The organism is Pseudomonas sp. S07E 245, from assembly GCF_019599025.1.
Classification (GTDB): Bacteria; Pseudomonadota; Gammaproteobacteria; order Pseudomonadales; family Pseudomonadaceae; genus Aquipseudomonas; species Aquipseudomonas shirazensis.
Map to the genome: position 1 here is coordinate 5,145,077 of NZ_CP080625.1, position 16,060 is coordinate 5,161,136.

General features: G+C 62.7%; 9 protein-coding genes, 1 tRNA gene and 2 pseudogenes. 6 read left to right on the plus strand and 6 right to left on the minus strand.

Translation table 11 applies throughout. From position 1 onward, the window contains the following. Positions 1-19 precede the first annotated feature (19 nt). From K3F44_RS23670 to K3F44_RS23680, 3 genes and pseudogenes are all read right to left on the minus strand, one after another. Positions 20-1,245 (minus strand): annotated as a pseudogene (locus K3F44_RS23670) (MFS transporter). Between the two features lie 313 nt (positions 1,246-1,558). Then, a tRNA-Met gene (locus K3F44_RS23675) sits at positions 1,559-1,635 on the minus strand. A gap of 96 nt (positions 1,636-1,731) precedes the next feature. Continuing rightward, on the minus strand, positions 1,732-2,658 hold the full coding sequence (locus K3F44_RS23680) for a FecR domain-containing protein (protein WP_220634216.1): 927 nt from the start codon (positions 2,656-2,658) through the stop codon (positions 1,732-1,734). Positions 2,659-2,848: 190 nt separating this feature from the next. Here K3F44_RS23680 and K3F44_RS23685 point away from each other — a divergent pair, with 190 nt between their 5' ends. The 3 genes from K3F44_RS23685 to K3F44_RS23695 all read left to right on the plus strand — a co-directional run bounded on the left by K3F44_RS23685 (position 2,849) and on the right by K3F44_RS23695 (position 7,841). Next, positions 2,849-4,063, plus strand: coding sequence for an MFS transporter (locus K3F44_RS23685; protein WP_150572724.1), 1,215 nt, complete (start codon positions 2,849-2,851; stop codon positions 4,061-4,063). Between the two features lie 160 nt (positions 4,064-4,223). Next, positions 4,224-6,299: a TonB-dependent receptor gene (locus tag K3F44_RS23690; protein WP_220633075.1), complete on the plus strand. Its 2,076-nt coding sequence runs from the start codon at positions 4,224-4,226 to the stop codon at positions 6,297-6,299. A gap of 381 nt (positions 6,300-6,680) precedes the next feature. Continuing rightward, on the plus strand, positions 6,681-7,841 hold the full coding sequence (locus tag K3F44_RS23695; protein ID WP_101316455.1) for an MFS transporter: 1,161 nt from the start codon (positions 6,681-6,683) through the stop codon (positions 7,839-7,841). A gap of 15 nt (positions 7,842-7,856) precedes the next feature. Here K3F44_RS23695 and K3F44_RS23700 read toward each other — a convergent pair whose 3' ends face one another. The 3 genes from K3F44_RS23700 to K3F44_RS23710 form a co-directional block, all read right to left on the minus strand. Then, the gene (locus K3F44_RS23700) at positions 7,857-10,316 is read right to left on the minus strand and encodes a TonB-dependent receptor (RefSeq protein WP_220633076.1); all 2,460 of its coding nucleotides are present in this window, start codon (positions 10,314-10,316) and stop codon (positions 7,857-7,859) included. Between the two features lie 95 nt (positions 10,317-10,411). Continuing rightward, a complete protein-coding gene (locus tag K3F44_RS23705; protein WP_220633077.1) occupies positions 10,412-11,368 on the minus strand; it encodes a FecR domain-containing protein in 957 nt (318 codons plus the stop codon). Next, positions 11,355-11,870, minus strand: a complete 516-nt coding sequence (locus K3F44_RS23710; protein WP_101316461.1) for a sigma-70 family RNA polymerase sigma factor — start codon at positions 11,868-11,870, stop codon at positions 11,355-11,357. The genes K3F44_RS23705 and K3F44_RS23710 overlap by 14 nt, the downstream gene beginning before the upstream one ends. A gap of 126 nt (positions 11,871-11,996) precedes the next feature. Here K3F44_RS23710 and K3F44_RS23715 point away from each other — a divergent pair, with 126 nt between their 5' ends. The 3 genes and pseudogenes from K3F44_RS23715 to K3F44_RS23725 all read left to right on the plus strand — a co-directional run bounded on the left by K3F44_RS23715 (position 11,997) and on the right by K3F44_RS23725 (position 16,026). After that, positions 11,997-12,629, plus strand: a complete 633-nt coding sequence (locus K3F44_RS23715; protein ID WP_220633078.1) for a DNA-3-methyladenine glycosylase — start codon at positions 11,997-11,999, stop codon at positions 12,627-12,629. 135 nt (positions 12,630-12,764) lie between these two features. After that, positions 12,765-13,568, plus strand: a pseudogene (ada, locus tag K3F44_RS23720) (bifunctional DNA-binding transcriptional regulator/O6-methylguanine-DNA methyltransferase Ada); the annotation flags it as partial. Between the two features lie 55 nt (positions 13,569-13,623). Further along, positions 13,624-16,026 (plus strand): DUF3772 domain-containing protein, encoded by a 2,403-nt coding sequence (locus K3F44_RS23725; protein ID WP_150570041.1) that lies wholly within the window; start codon positions 13,624-13,626, stop codon positions 16,024-16,026. The last annotated feature ends 34 nt before the right edge of the window (positions 16,027-16,060 follow it).

Sequence of the window (16,060 nt, forward strand, 5' to 3'; positions counted from 1 at the left end):
GAGGGTGCATGACAATCTGCTATTGGCACTGGAGCGGTGGTGAGTCCACATCAGCATTTGCAGCCCTGTGCTCAGCCAGGCATATACCGAGCGCCAGCAGCAGGGCAATAGTTGCGAACCCAGCCGCCAGCCAAAGATTCCCTGTAAGGCCTACCTCGTCCAAAACCAGGCCACCGGCCCATGCCCCCAATGCGATGGCGACATTGAACACGCCGACGTACAGCGCCGTTGCGACCTCCACCGCACGCGGTGCGGCCTTCATCATCCACGTCATCAGGCCTACCGACACGCCGCCATAGGCCAGCCCCCAGACCAGCAACAGCATGCCGCCGCCGAGGTTGGAATTGCCGATGAGCAGGAACAGCACCGGCGTCAGCAGCAGCCCGGTCGAGATCGTCAGCAAGGTGCGTGCTGTGCGCCGCGCGGCGATGACGCCGGCAAGGAAGTTGCCGACGATGCCGGCGAAGCCATAGGCGAACAGCAGTGCGCTGACCCATTGGCTATCGAAGCCTGACACCGACATCAGCAATGGCCGCACGTAGGTGAACAGCATGAAGTGTCCGGCGACCAGTGCCAGCGTCAGCAGCAACCCCACTTGCAGTTTGCGGCTACCCAGCTGCTGGGCAAACTGGCGCACGGTCACCGAACTGGTTACCGGTAGCCCGGGGATCACCGCAAGGTGCAACGCCAGCACCAATGCGCTGAACAGGGCCATGCCGGCAAAGGCCCAGCGCCACCCGGCATAGTCGCCGATCAACGCACCCAGCGGCACGCCCAGCACCGAAGCAGCGGCCACCCCGCCGAAGATGATCGAGGTCGCCAGGCCAACCGAGTGCGCCGCCACCAGCCGCCCCGCCAGCCCCCCGGCGATCGCCCAGATCCCCCCATGCAAAAGCCGACCAGTACACGCGCGGCCAGCATCCAGGCCATGCTTGGGGCCAACGCCGAGGCGATGTTGACGATCACCAACAGCCCCAGCAATCCGCAGAGGATCCTGCGCCGATCAATGCCGCCGGATGCGATGACCACCAGCGGGGCAAAAAACGCTGCCAGTAGTGCAGGCAGTGAGATCATCAGCCCTGCCGTGCCGGTGGAAGTATTCAGCGATTCGGCAATCGGTGGCAGCAGCCCGACCGGGAGCATTTCAGTGGTGACCACGGAAAATGTCGCAAGGCCGACTGCGCTGACGGCCAGCCATGGGTGCTGCGCGGAGGTTGCTGTGAGTTCGGATGAAGACGTGCTCATGGTTCAGGTCCTTTGAATTTTCAAGCAAGCCTTGTCGTCTGGCAGTGTTACCTGGAGCAGAACATACGCGGCGTATGAAAGGGACCCTATATTGATACGTGCTGAATGTAAATAATCATACGCACTGAATGTAAGTGCGTTGACTTCTCGCGGCATCGGCACTGAGAGGGCAGGCGGGGAAATTTGCCCAGAGGAATACGCAGAGGAGTTGCAGGGCGATTCAAGGACAGAACGCCAGAAACAAGAAAGCCCGCACTAGGCGGGCTTCTTGTTAGATCTACAGACCTCGTGAGAAATCTGTAGATCTGAAGGGTGGTGGCTACACAGGGACTTGAACCCCGGACCCCAGCATTATGAATGCTATGCTCTAACCAACTGAGCTATGTAGCCAACTGGCGCGCATTATTCGCTTCAGACGCCCCTCTGTCAACACCCGGATCAAAAAAAATTTACACGGTTTCAACCGCTTAGCCTGCACGTGCGGTTTCAGCGGGCGATCAGCCACTGGCCGAACAGGCTATACAGCTGCAATTGCTGCTCGGCGGCGAGCTGATCGAGGCTGGCCTGGGCGCGGTCGAGGTTGAAATCACCGCTGACCCGGCGATAAGCGGTTTGCTCATCCATCAGCCAGACGCGCTGGCCTTGATAGCCGGCCAGGCGCTCGAGCACGCTGGCCAGGGGCTGATCCTTGACCTGCAAGTGCCCGCTGCGCCAGGCCTCGACGCGCTGCACGTCGATTTTTTGCACAGGGTCGATGCGCTGTTCAGTGAAGGTTACCCGTTCGCCGGCCGAGAGCAGGCGTTGATCGCCGCCTTGAATGATCATGGCTTTGCCGTTGAGCACGACCAGTTCGTCATGTTGGCTGCTGCGGGCGATCATCAGGCGAGTGCCATAGACCTGAATGCGCGCCTGGCCGACTTGCACTTCCAGGGCGCGGCCATCGAGCACCACTTCGAGCGAAACCTGACCTTGCACCAGTTGCAACTGGCGGGTGCGCCCGCGCAGGTCGGCGTTCATCGCGCTGGCGCTGTCCAGGTGCATCGTTGAACCGTCGGCCAGGCGCACACTGCGGCGCTCGCCGCTGGCGGTGTGCAGTTCACTGGCCAGGCGCTGCATCAACGGCCAATACAGATAGGCAAGGGCGGCGAGGATCAACAGAAACAGCGCGGCGAGGGTTTTGCCGAGATAGCTGCGGCGGGTTTTCAACTGACGCGGGCGCGGCCTCGCTGGAGGCGGAGTGAGTTGCTGCCAGTAGGCTTCCAGTTCAGCGTAGGCGCGGGCGTTGCCTGGGTCCTGCTGCTGCCACGTGGCGAACGCCTGCCGCTGCTGCTCATCGCAACCTGGCTGACGGAGCATGGAAAACCACTCCAGTGCCTCGCGATCGGCGTCGGGCGTGGGCTGCTGGGCGGGCATTGGGTTCATTGATCGGTCTGCTCGCAGGTGAGGCGGAAGCGGCGAAAGGGAGTGGGGCAATGTGCCATGGATGCTAATTATATTGAGAACCATTTACAAGCACGTGTCGGACCGATGGTAAAAAAGCTAGCTATGTATCGATTTGTTTCCCGATAATCGGATCCCAAACCCGCGGACGGATGTCGAGCCCATGGCCATCAGCAGTTCTCAAACCACCTCCAGCGCAACTACGGCTTCAGGTGCCAACCCTCTGGTGATGCGCATCATCGGCTTCTGTGCGCTGGCGCACCTGATCAACGACCTGATCCAGGCCGTGCTGCCGGCGATCTACCCAATGCTCAAGACCAATTACAACTTGAGCTTCGCCCAGATCGGCCTGATCACTCTGACGTTCCAGATCACAGCGTCGCTGTTGCAGCCGTGGGTGGGCTTTTTCACCGACAAGCGGCCGACGCCGAATCTGCTACCGCTGGGCACCCTGTGCACCTTGGTCGGGATCGTGATGCTGGCATTTGTTGGCAGCTTCCCGATGATTCTGGTGGCGTCAGCGCTGGTCGGCATCGGTTCGTCAGCATTCCACCCCGAGACATCGCGGATTGCCCGGCTGGCTTCGGGTGGGCGCTTTGGCCTGGCCCAGTCGACCTTCCAGGTCGGCGGTAATGCCGGCTCGGCGCTGGGCCCGCTGCTGGCAGCAGCGATCGTCATTCCGTTCGGCCAGACCCATGTCGCCTGGTTCGGCCTGGCTGGCTTGTTCTTCTTCGGCGTAACCCTGCTGCTGCGCCGCTGGTACAAGGAGCACCTCAACCAGGCCAAGGCGCGCAAGGCGGTAGAAGCGACCCATGGCCTGTCGCGCCAGCGCGTGATTGGCGCATTGGTGGTGTTGGGCTTGCTGGTGTTTTCCAAGTACTTCTACATGGCCAGCTTCACCAGCTATTTCACCTTCTACCTGATCGAAAAGTTCGACGTTTCGGTGGCCAGCTCGCAGTTGCACCTGTTCCTTTTCCTTGGCGCGGTGGCGGCGGGGACGTTCTTTGGTGGGCCGATCGGCGACCGCTTCGGGCGCAAGGCGGTGATCTGGTTCTCGATTCTCGGAGTAGCGCCGTTCACCCTGGCGCTGCCGTACGCCGATCAGTTCTGGACCACCATCCTCAGTGTGGTGATCGGCTTTATCCTCGCTTCGGCATTCTCGGCCATCGTCGTTTACGCCCAGGAGCTGGTGCCGGGCAATGTTGGCATGATCGCCGGGATCTTCTTCGGCCTGATGTTCGGCTTTGGCGGCATCGGTGCGGCGCTGCTGGGCTACGTGGCCGACCTGCGCGGGATCGAATACGTGTATGCGCTTTGTTCGTATCTGCCGCTGTTTGGCCTGCTGGCAATATTGCTGCCGTCTACCGGCAAACGCTGACAAGTGCAGTGGGGTCGCAATACGGCCTCACCGCAAGTTAATAAGAGTCATTATCAATCTTATTCCTATAACGCTCACTTTCACTTAGAATCCGCCCCGCTGGCCGCAACGAGCAGTGGGCCTGCGCAAAACAACAATATCTGGCGTAGTGGAGCGGGTCGTGAATTTCAAGAAGAATACGCTTGCCCTGGCTGTGGGCGCTGCCGCGTGCCTGGCCAATAGCGGCTGGGCCGCTGAAACATCGAACGCTGCATCACCAAACGTGGTCGAGATGGCGCCAATCACGGTGACCGGCGAGAAGATCGACCGCACCCTCGAGCAGACCCAGTCCAGCGTTGTGGTCGTCACCGAGCAGCAACTGCGCGACAAGGCCGATCACAGCCTGGTTGATGTGTTTGCGCGAACGCCTGGGGTATACAGCCAGGCCGGCAACGAGAACTGGGGCATCCGTGGTGTGCCGGTGTCCGGTTTTGATGACCAGGGGCCGTCGACCATGAACGGTGCCGTGTCGGTCTATATCGATGGCGCTGTGCAGCCGAACCGGGCGCTGACCTTGAGCCCGAACCCGCTGTGGGATACCGAGCAGGTCGAGGTGTTTCTTGGCCCGCAGTCCACCACTCAAGGGCGCAACTCGCTGGCCGGTGCAGTGGTGATCAAGACCAAGGATCCGACCTTCGACCCAAGCTTCTCTGCTCAGACCAACGTTGGCAACTACGGTGAAAAAGGCCTGGCCGTTGCTGGTGGTGGCGCCATTGTCGAGGGCAAGGTCGCCGGGCGTATCGCTGTGGATCGCCAGGACGGCGACGGCTATATCGACAATATCGCGCTGGGCAAGGATGCCAACCCGCATCGCACCAGCAATGCCCGCGGCAAGTTGCTGATCCTGCCCAATGACGATCTCGATGTACTGCTGACTTATGCCCACAGCGAGCACCGTCAGGGCGACAACTCGGTCATGCGCGAGAACGACAAAGTCCGCTACTACAAGGTGTCGTCCAATACCCAGGCCTTTGACAACCTCAAGCAGGACACCGTCAGCGCCAAGGTCGACTATCGCCTGAGTGATGCCTGGTCGCTGACCAGCATGACCGTCAACACCCGCTCCGATTACAGCAACCGCCTGGACTTCGACCAGACCGCCGAGAGCAACGACGTCATCCTCCGTGCACACGATGGCAATTTGTTCAGCCAGGAACTGCGGCTGAACTACAGCTCGGATGACGTGAAGAGTTTCATCGGCGCCTATTACGGCCACAGCACCAACAAATTCCATGACCGACTGTTGTTCGATGACACCTTGTTCGCCACCGTCAAAGGCGACACGACAATCGATAACAAGGCTGTATTCGGTGAGGTCAACTGGACCTTCGCGCCGCGCTGGACGTTGATCACCGGCCTGCGTTACGACCACGAAACCAATGACACCGACGTCAAGCAGGATGACCTGTCCAGTCCGGGGCAAGTCAGCGAATCGTTCAACGCCCTGTTGCCCAAGCTGGGTCTGAACTATGAACTGGCGGCCAATCAGTTCCTCGGCTTCATGGTGCAGAAAGGCTATCGCGGCGGCGGCGTCAACGTGCGCTCCGGCAGTGGTCACGAGTCGTATGACCCGGAATACACCACCAACTATGAGCTGTCCTATCGCGGGACGTTCATGGAAGGCAGCCTGCGCACTCGCGCCAACCTCTATTACACGGACTGGAAAGACCAGCAGGTCAGCGTACGCCAGGACAACAGCAACGTAATCAATGTGTATAACGCCGGTCGCAGCACCATCAAAGGCCTGGAAGTGTTTGTCGAAAAAGACCTCAGCGAGCAACTGACGCTGACCTTGGGTGGCTCGGTCAACGATGGCAAGTACAAGGACTTCGTTGCCGGCAACGGCCAGGACCGCAGTGGCGAGGCGTTCCTCTATGCGCCCAAGTACAAGATGTCGCTGGGCGCGCTGTATCGGGTCAATGAACGCCTTACCTTCAACACCGACCTGACTTACCAAAGCACGGCGCCGTCGCAATACGACTTCAATACCGCGGGCCAGGTTATCGGTGAGCGCAGAAGCGACAACTACGTGCTGGCCAACTTCAGCAGCGAGTACAAGCTCACCAAGAACATCGCGGTGTCCGGCTTTGTCAAAAACGCCTTCGACAAGGAGTACGTGACCAACAACCGTGGCGGCGACATCATCGATGCCGGTGCGCCACGTACCTTTGGCCTGGCGCTGCGTTACGACATGTAGGCCTGGAGGCGGTGAAGCGCACGGTTCGCTTCACCGCCCTTGCATGCCCTGGATTGACGCGCTCGCCAGCCTTGGCCTAGAGTGCCGCTTCCTCTTTACCTGCGTAGTCGATGCAATGCGCCGTAGTCAGCGTCTCCTCCAAGCCCTTCAGCCTGCAGCCCAGGCCTGTCGGCGTGCCTGGCCGAGCGACACGGTGCTCAAGCGGCGGCGCAGCGTGCTGTTTGCCTTCACCTTCTCGCCACACCTTGCCCTGAACTGATTCGCGCCGCTGCGACCAGCGCCCATTGCGCCTGGCCATGGGCGCCTGTGTGCAGTCATTTTTCAGGGTTATCAGCCGACGCGGCCGCAGGTGCCGCCGTGCCGGCATGCAAGGAGTGGGTAATGAACATGCGTTTGCTGGCGGGCCTTCTGTTCGCCGTATCGGTTGTGGGTTTCAGCCTCGGGGCGAGCCTGCCGCTGGTGTCGTTGCGGCTGCAGGACAGCGGTGCCAATACCCTGCAGATCGGCATCATGGCGGCGATACCGGCGGCGGGGATGATGCTCTCGGCGTTTCTGGTCGATGCCTGCTGCCGCTACCTGACCCGACGCACCATCTATTTGCTGTGCTTCAGCTTGTGCGCGCTGTCCATCGGCCTGTTGGAGTGGGCGTTCTCATCGATCTGGCTGCTGGCCCTGTTGCGACTGGGGCTTGGCCTGGGCATGGGGATCGCCATCATTCTGGGTGAATCGTGGGTCAACGAGCTTTGCCCGGAGCACAACCGCGGCAAGATCATGGCGCTGTACGCCACCAGTTTTACCGGCTTTCAGGTCCTTGGCCCGGCGATGCTGGCGCTGGTCGGCGCGCATAGCCCGTGGATCACCGGGGTGGTCACGGCCTGCTATGGCCTGGCCCTGCTGTGCATCGTATTGACCGTACCCAACGACCACGTCGAACACGCTGAAGAAGACGACAAGAGCTTTACCCTGGCGGGTTTCTTCCGGGTCGCACCGGCGCTGTGTGTGGCGGTGCTGTTCTTCTCGTTCTTCGATGCGGTAGTACTGTCGTTGCTGCCGGTGTATGCCACCAGTCATGGCTTTGCCGTGGCCGTGGCGGCGCTGATGGTGACCGTGGTGTTTGCCGGCGACATGCTGTTCCAGCTGCCGCTGGGCTGGTTGGCGGATCGGGTCGAGCGCACCGGCCTGCATTTGCTGTGCGGGGTGGTAGCAATGCTGATCGGTATTGGCCTGCCGTGGTTGCTGCAGATGAGCTGGCTGTTATGGCCGATGCTGGTGCTGCTGGGCGCAGTGGCTGGCGGCATCTACACCTTGGCGCTGGTGCTGATCGGCCAGCGCTTCAGGGGCCGCGACCTGGTCACGGCAAATGCCAGCGTCGGCCTGCTGTGGGGCGTCGGCAGCCTGATCGGGCCGCTGCTCAGCGGCGCCGCGATGGGCGCCGCACCGCATGGCCTGCCGATGGCGCTGGCACTGATGGCAGGGCTGTTCGTGTGCTTTGCCCGGCAGTCGTACCGCCGCGCCGGCAAGCTCAAGGCAGCCGCCGAGTAAGCGCTCGGCGAAGGCTCAGAAGCTGCCGCGCAGGGTCACCGAAACGTTGCGCGGATCACCCCAGTAATAGCCGGTTGGCGTCGGCGCGACCTGGCGGTAGTACTTCTTGTCGAAGATGTTGTTGGCGTTGAGCTGCAGCGAGTACTGCTGGTTGAAGCGGTAGTTGACCATGCCGTTGTACACCGCATAGCCCGCCTGCGACGCTTCGGCAGTGCCATTGCGGTTGTAGATATCGCTCTGCGCCTGCACCCCGCCGCCAATGGTCCACGCCTCCAGCTCGCCCGGCAGGCGGTAGCTGGTGAACAGGCGCAACATGCGCTTGGGGTCGGTGGTACGGATCGGGTTGCCGGTGCTGTTGCTGGTGTCCTTCAGGTACTCGGTGGTGTTGTAGGTGTAGCCACCGCCGACGTTCCAGCCCGGCAGCACTTCACCGGAAATCTCCAGCTCGAAGCCCTGGCTGCGGTTCTTGCCGGCAGCGACCTTGCAGTAGCCGCTGGTGTAGTTGGGCAGGCACGGGTTAGGGCCGCTGATGTCATCCAGGGCGTTGCCGACCTGATAGATGCGGAAGAACGCCAGCGAGGTATTCAACCGCCCTTCGTAGAACTCACCCTTGATCCCGGTCTCGTAGGCTTCGCCAGTAGTCGGCTCGAGCACCGCGCCGCTGACCCCGGTGGCGGTCTGCGGGTTGAAGATCTCGGTGTAGCTGGCGTAGGTACTGAAGTTGTCGTTGATGTCATAGATCAGCGCGGCATACGGCACGATCTTGTTGTCGACGGCGAACTTGCCGTTGGATTTGACGTTGTTTTCCTGCTCGTAGTCGTACCAGTTGTTGCGCGCACCGATGATCGCCGTCAGCGGCTCGGCCAGCGAAATGCGCCAGGTGGCATAGGCCGCCTGCTGGGTGGTACGGGTGCGCACCGGGTGCGCGAAGATGGTGATATCCGGCTCCGGCAGGCTGGTCTTCGGGTCCCAGTCGCGCAGATCGAACTGCCCCGAGGCGACGTTGTTGGTGGCCGAAGCGTAGGAGTCGTTGCGGATGCGTTCGACGCCGAGCATCAATTCATGGGTGCGACCGAGCAGGTCGAACGGGCCGTTGAGAGTGGCGCTGAGGTTGTTCTGGATGCTCTCGCCGCCATCTCCTTCGGTGACCTGGTAATTCATCAGGTAGGGATTGCTGGTGCCAGTGGGCCGGCTGAAGAAGGTCTGCTTGAAGCCGTGGTCGTCAAGCTCAAAGTGTGTACGCTGGGCCATCAGCTTGAGCTTCCAGTCGTTGTCGAAGCGGTGCTCCAGCTCGGCGAAAGTCTGCAGATTGCTGCGATCCCAGCGGTTCCAGTCCGACCCCAAGTAGGTGCTGCGGCCAAACGGCAGCGGCTTGCCGTCGAAGTCGGCGGGCAGGTTGCCCCAGGCGCCGGTGGCGTCGAGCTTGGTCCATTCCAGGCCGGTGGTCAGCGTGGTGCTGTCGCTGAGGTCGAAGGCGAGTACGCCGTACAGCACCTCTTTGCGCTCCATGCGCGAGTTCTGGAAGTGATCCTTGTCGTCGTGCACGGCAATCATCCGCCCACGTACGTTGCCGGTTTCGGTCAGCGGGCCGGACACATCGGCCACATAGCGCTGGGCATCCCAGCTGCCCAGGGTCACGCTGCCTTCACCCTGAAACTCGGCACTAGGGCGCTTGCGCACCAGGTTGACGGTACCGGACGGGTTGCCGGCACCGCGCAGCATGCCGGTGGCGCCGCGCAGGATCTCGGCGCGGTCGATGATTGCCGAGTCGCTCTGAATAAACGAGCCACCGCCGCTGCCTTGCACCACGGTGGCGCCGTCGTACTGAATGGCGTCGATCGCGTAGCCGCGGGAGTAGTACTGCACGCGCTCGCTGTCGGTCATGTTGACCACCACACCCGGGGTCTGCTCGAGCAGGTTGGTCAGGTTGGTGATGTTCTGGTCGTCGATCCGCTGGCGAGTGACCACGGTGACCGATTGCGGGGTGCGGCGGATGCTCTGGGCGGTTTTGCCGATGGTCACCGCGCCGGTGGTGTAGGAGCCGGAATGCTCGGTGGTCTCGCCCAGGCGGTCGCTGGAGATGCTGGTCGCGCCCAGCTCGAGCGCGCCGCCGGCGTCGATTGCCGGGATCAGCAGGAAGCTGCTGGGGCTCTCCTGCTGAACCTGCACGTCACTGCCCTGCAGTACGATCGACAAGGCCTGGGCACTGTCATACCGGCCTTGCACGCCTCGGGTGGTCTTGCCTTGCAGGCTGTTGGCGTCGAACGACAGACTCAGGCCGCCTTGCCGGGCCAACTGGTCCAGTGCGCTGGCCAGCGGGCCGGCGGCGATGTCCCAGTCACGTTGCTGGTTCTGACTGACGGGGGCGGCCTGGACCAGCACGGGCAGAGCGGCGGCGCTCAGGCCGAGGCCGAGCAGGGCGGCCTGGACGGCATGCCGCAGGCGATCGGGGCGGTGGGGACGGCGGTGAATCATGCAGCGCTCCTGAAGATGATCAAGTCCACTTTTCGGGCTTTGTTCCTTCAGGCCGAGCGAGAATGAGATTCCACCTCATTTATTTTCAGTTTTTTTCAGGCCGCGCCGATGCTGACCCAGTAGCGTGTGCGGTAGTCGATCCGCACCGGCAGGGTGCGCGCCAGCAGCAACAGAATTTGTTCGGTATCGGCCAATTGGTAGGTACCGGACACCCTCAACCGAGCAACCTCATCTGCACAGCGCAACAGCCCTGGCCGGTAGCGCGACAGCTCGCTGATGAACTCGCCAAGGGGCATCTGCTGCACGCTGAGCACGCCGTCGGTCCAGGCCCAGGGATCGCCATGCAGTTGCACCGCTGACGCGGCGCCAGACATCGACAATTGCACTACCTGGCCCGCCTGCACCTGTCGCAACGGGTTGCTCTGCGAGTCAACAGTGACTGAGCCACGACGCACCGCCAGCAACAAGCCGGCGTCGTTTTCGCGCAACAACAATTGCCCGTTCTGCGTGCTCAGCTGACCCACCCGAGTACTGACGATGAAAGGCCGGTTATCGGCGCCATTGCTGTCCAGCGTCAGCTCGCCACGCAGCAGGCTCAACTGGCGCTGATCGCTGCTGTAGCGCAGGTCGATGGCGCTGGCGGTGTTGAGCTGGATTGTGCTGCCGTCGCTGCCTTGCACCTGGCGTTGCTCGCCGGTGCCGGTACTGCTGTCGGCGAGCAGTGCCTGCAGGCCGAGGGGTTCACGCGCCGCCCAGCCGAGGCTGCCGCCAACCGCCAGCACGGCCATCAGCTTGAGCTGATCGCGGCGGCTGATGGGCTGCCGGCGGCTGCCATCGAGGGTACGCCGGCTCAAGTCGCTGGGCAGGCCGGCCAGCTCTTCGCTCAGCTCGCTGACCCGTTGCCAGGCCAGGGCATTATGTGGATGGCTGGCAAGCCATTGCTGGAACTGGCGCTGGGTGCGTGCACTTGGCTCGTCGAAACGCAGCTTGACCAGCCAGTCGATGGCCTGATCGACCTGGGCCTGCGCCGGCGTGCGCTCAGAGGTCGGCATAGCGCAACCGGTAGCAGACGCCAAGTGCCTTGGCCAGGTCGCGTTCGATGGTGGCGCGGGAAACCTCCAGGCGCAGGGCGATTTGGGTAATGCTCAGGCCATCCAGCTGTGCCAGCAAAAACGCCTGGCGCACCCGCGGCTTGAGTTGCTGCAGGGCGCGATCCAGGCGTTCGAGGGTATCGAGAATGATCAGCCGGTACTCTTCACTGGGCGCTTCGCCCTCGGGCAGGCAGGCCAGGCTGTCCTGATAGGCCCGCTCCAGCGCACGGCGGCGAAACTGATCGATCATCAGGCCACGGGCGATGCTGCTCAGATAAGCGCGGGGTTCCTTCAGCGGTGATACCTGGCGTGCCCGCAACAGGCGGACGAAGGTGTCCTGGGCCAGGTCGGCAGCGTTTTCCATACAGCCGACTCTAGTCCGCAGCCAGCCACGCAGCCAGGCGTGGTGGGTTTGATAGAGCAGATCGACCTCGGACGGCTTGAGCGTGTCGTTCATCTGCATCGGATCAATGGCCCTGAACTAGAGTTATATGCGTTTGTTAATGGTTCTCAATTCTATGGGTGAAGTAGGGTTCAGGTAAAGGCCTGGGCTAAGATGGGCGATCAGGCTCAACACAGGTTTTTGCCAATGATTGTGTCCGACCTCAGCGCGGCGGGGCTGCAGCAGGCCAGCGTTCATCTGGCCAGCATTGATGCTGACTGGGCCCGCCATGTTGCGACGATAGGCCCTTGCCTGCATCGCGCTACGCCCGGGCGTGAGCCCTATGAGGCGTTGGTGCGGGCGATTGCCTACCAGCAGTTGCACGCGCGCGCGGCCGAGGCGATCTTGCAGCGGATGCTCGCGTTATATCCGGAGGCGGCGTTTCCCAGCCCTCAGCAGTTGCTGGCGACCACTCCGTTGACGCTGCGCGGGTGTGGTTTTTCGGCGAACAAGTTGGCCACTGTGCAGGGCATCGCCCAGGCCCGCCTCGACGGCCTGGTGCCAAGCCGGGCCGAGGCGCTGGGTATGGCCGATGACGAATTGATCGAGCGGCTGGTGACGTTGCGTGGGGTCGGCCGCTGGACGGTAGAGATGCTGCTGATCTACTGCCTGGAGCGCTCGGACATCCTTCCGGTCGATGATTTTGGTGTGCGCGAGGGTTATCGGCGCATCAAGGCTCTGGACAAGGCGCCGACGCCTGCGCAGATGCGCGCGTTGGCACTACCCTTGAGCCCCTATCGGACCGCTGCGGCGTGGTATCTGTGGCGTGCGGTAGGCTGACCAGGTGCCAGTGGAACAAGCGCAAGAATCGGAGTGAACGCTGGCAGAGGCTCTGCCACGCTTTGCCCATCCCAGCCAGGAGACTGCGACATGCAGCCTGTCGACACTACCAGCGCCCGGCGTACCGCATTGATTGCGCGCGCCTGCCGCCTGATCGAAACCAGTGAGAGCCTGCCCAGCCTTGACCAACTGGCGGCCGAGCTCGCGGTCAGCCGGTTTCATCTGCACCGCCTGTTCAAGGCCGAGACCGGCCTTACCCCCAAGGCTTATGCCTCGGCATTTCGCGCCCAGCGCCTGCGCGAGCGCTTGCAAGGCGAGGCGGCGACCGTGACCGAAGCGCTGTTCGATGCCGGCTACAACTCCAACAGCCGCTTCTACGAAGGCGCCGGCCAACGCCTGGGCATGTTGCCCAAGCAGTACCGCGCACGTGGTGCAGGCGCGACCATCTACTTTGCCGTTGGGCAGTGCGCGCTGGGCGCGATTCTGGTGGCACAGAGTGCGCGTGGGGTCTGCGCGATATTTCTTGGCGATGACCCTGCGCAGTTGCTCAATGACCTGCAGGATCAGTTCGCCAACGCAGAACTGATCGGTGCAGACAGCCGCTTCGAGCAGTTGATCGCGCAGGTAGTGGGCTTTGTTGAACAACCCGCGCTGGGCCTTAACCTGCCGCTGGATGTGCAGGGCACGGCGTTTCAGGAGCGGGTCTGGCAGGCCTTGCGTGAAGTTCCGGCAGGCCAGCGCGTCAGCTATACCGATATCGCCGAGCGCATCGGTGCGCCAAAAGCCGTGCGGGCAGTAGCACTCGCTTGTGCAGCCAACCGCATCGCCGTGGCCATCCCCTGTCATCGGGTCGTTCGCCGTGACGGTGATCTGAGCGGCTACCGCTGGGGAGTTGAGCGTAAACGGCAGTTGCTGGAGCGAGAAACGGCACTTCCCTAAGCCGGCAAGCGGCGTAGAATTCGCCGCCAGCAGAGTCTGTCTATAGGTGATTTCGATGAGGCGTGTAAGCCTTGACCGTTTGTGTGTGGGGTTACTGGCCCTGCTTATGTGGGTGGCGACTCCGGCCTGGTCGGCGGGCGCTACGCCGGTATCGCAACTGCTGGCCGGGGAAATGCCGGCGCTGGAAGAAAACGCCAGCCTGGAGCAGTTGACCGATCGGCTCGACCAGATCCGCCAGGGCGTTACCAGCAATGCCAATGACGACCAGCTGTCACAGCTGCGTCAGGCGGCCATGCAGGTGCAGCGCCAGGCCGATGCGCTGACCACCGTGCGCACCACCGACATTACTCGCCTGGATGATCAGCTCAAGGTGCTTGGCGATGTGCTGCCCGACGAGGGCGAAAGCATCACCCGCCAGCGTCAGCAGCTCACCAGTGACAAGAAGAAGCTACTGGCCGAGCAGAAGAACGCCACCCAGCTGACTCAGTCAGCGCGTGACTTGTCGACCCAGATCGTCAACCTGCGCCGCAGCCAGTTCAACTCGCAGGTCACCAGCCGCGCCGCCAGCCCACTGAGCCCAGCGTTCTGGTCAAGCATGATTCGCCCGACCGACGATGACGTCGCCCGCTTGCAGGCCTTGAAGACCGAGGCCAGTGATGCCCTGGCCAGCGCGCTCAGCCCTGAACACCGCTGGCTGTTCATCGCCAGCCTGGTCGCCGCGCTGCTGGTATGGACATTGGCGCGTCTGCTGGTCGAGCGTCTGCTGGCCGATGCGATGGTCCGTTGGCTGCCTGAAGGCCGCCTGCGCCGCAGCGCCCTGGCGCTGGGCGTCAGCCTGGCCACGCTGGCGACCATTGCCGGTTCGGTGTCGCTGGTGCGCTGGGGGCTGGAGACCAGCGCCGAGCTGGGCGCCGATATCGCCAGCCTGATCAACCACGTGCTGACGCTGGTGGTATTCAGTGCCTTCATCACCGGCCTGGGCCGGGCCATGCTGATGCTGCAGCGGCCGTCCTGGCGGCTGCCGCCGATCCCCGACGAAGTGGCCAGCGCGCTGGGCTGGTTCCCCAAGGTGCTGGCCGTAGCGCTGATGGTGCTGTTGACCCAGGAGCGGATCAATAGTGTGATTGGCACCAGCCTGGCGTTGACCGTTGCCACCAATGGCCTGACCGCTTTGGTGGTGTCGCTGGTGTTCTTCGCCGCCCTGGTGCGCTACCGCCGCACCCGACGCAAGCACCAGATCGAGCGACCAAGCGGCCTCGCCGGGCTGATCCCGTTCGTGATCGTGGTCTGGGTGTTGCTGATCCTGCTGGCATTGCTGGCGGGCTACCTGACCCTGGCGTACTTCCTCGCGGCGAAAATGCTCTGGATCAGCGTGGTCGTCACCTGCGCCTACCTGCTGGTGACGGTATTCGGCGACCTCTGCGAAACCCTGCTCTCGCCACGCCAGCCTGGTGGCCTGGCGTTGGCTTCGACGCTCGGCTTGAAGCCGCGTCATCAGGCCCAGGCGAGCACTGTTCTGGCTGGTATAGGTCGCACCCTGCTGCTGTTCCTCGCGGCGCTGCTGGCGCTGATGCCGTCCGGCACCAGCCCTAGCGAGCTGCTGATGAGCCTGGCTGATTGGGACGGCAGCGGCGGCAAGGTGCTCGGCAATCTGAACATCGTGCCGCAGGATATTTTCATCGCTGTGGCGATGTTCCTCGGTGGGCTGTTTGCCATTCGTGTGGTCAAGCGCTGGCTGAGCGAGCGTCTGCTGCCCGAGACCGATATGGACGCCGGCATGCGTGCCTCGCTGGTGACCTTGGTCGGCTATCTGGGCTTCCTGTTCCTGGCGATGCTGGTGATGACGACCCTGCGCATCAACCTGACCAGCCTGACCTGGGTGGTCAGTGCGTTGTCGGTGGGTATCGGTTTCGGCCTGCAGCAGATCGTGCAGAACTTCATCTCCGGCCTGATCCTGCTCACCGAGCGCCCGGTCAAGGTCGGCGACTGGGTCAGCCTGGCTGGCGTCGAAGGCGATATCCGCCGGATCAACGTGCGCGCCACCGAGATCCAGATGTCCGACCGTTCGACGGTAATCGTGCCGAACTCGCAGTTCATCTCGCAGAACGTGCGCAACGTGACCATGGGCAATGCGCTGGGTGTGGTGGGTATCACCCTGACCCTGCCGCTGGAAACCGACCCTGATCAGGTGCGCGACCTGCTGATGGCGGCGTACCACGAGCACGAGGCGATTCTGGATGCGCCGGCGCCCTCGGTGACGTTCAAGGACCTTACCGCCAGTGGCATGACGCTGAGCGTCAGCGGCTATGTGGCCAGCCCGCGGCAGGTCTCCGGCACCCGCAGCGACCTGCTGTTCACCGTGCTCGGCCGCTTGCGCGATGCCGACATTCCGCTGTCTTCGCCGCAGAGCATGGTGCTGGTGCAGGAAGCGCCCAAGCCCGCCGACGAACCCGCCTGATCGTGGTAGCGGCGCGCCCCTTGCTGGCCAAGGG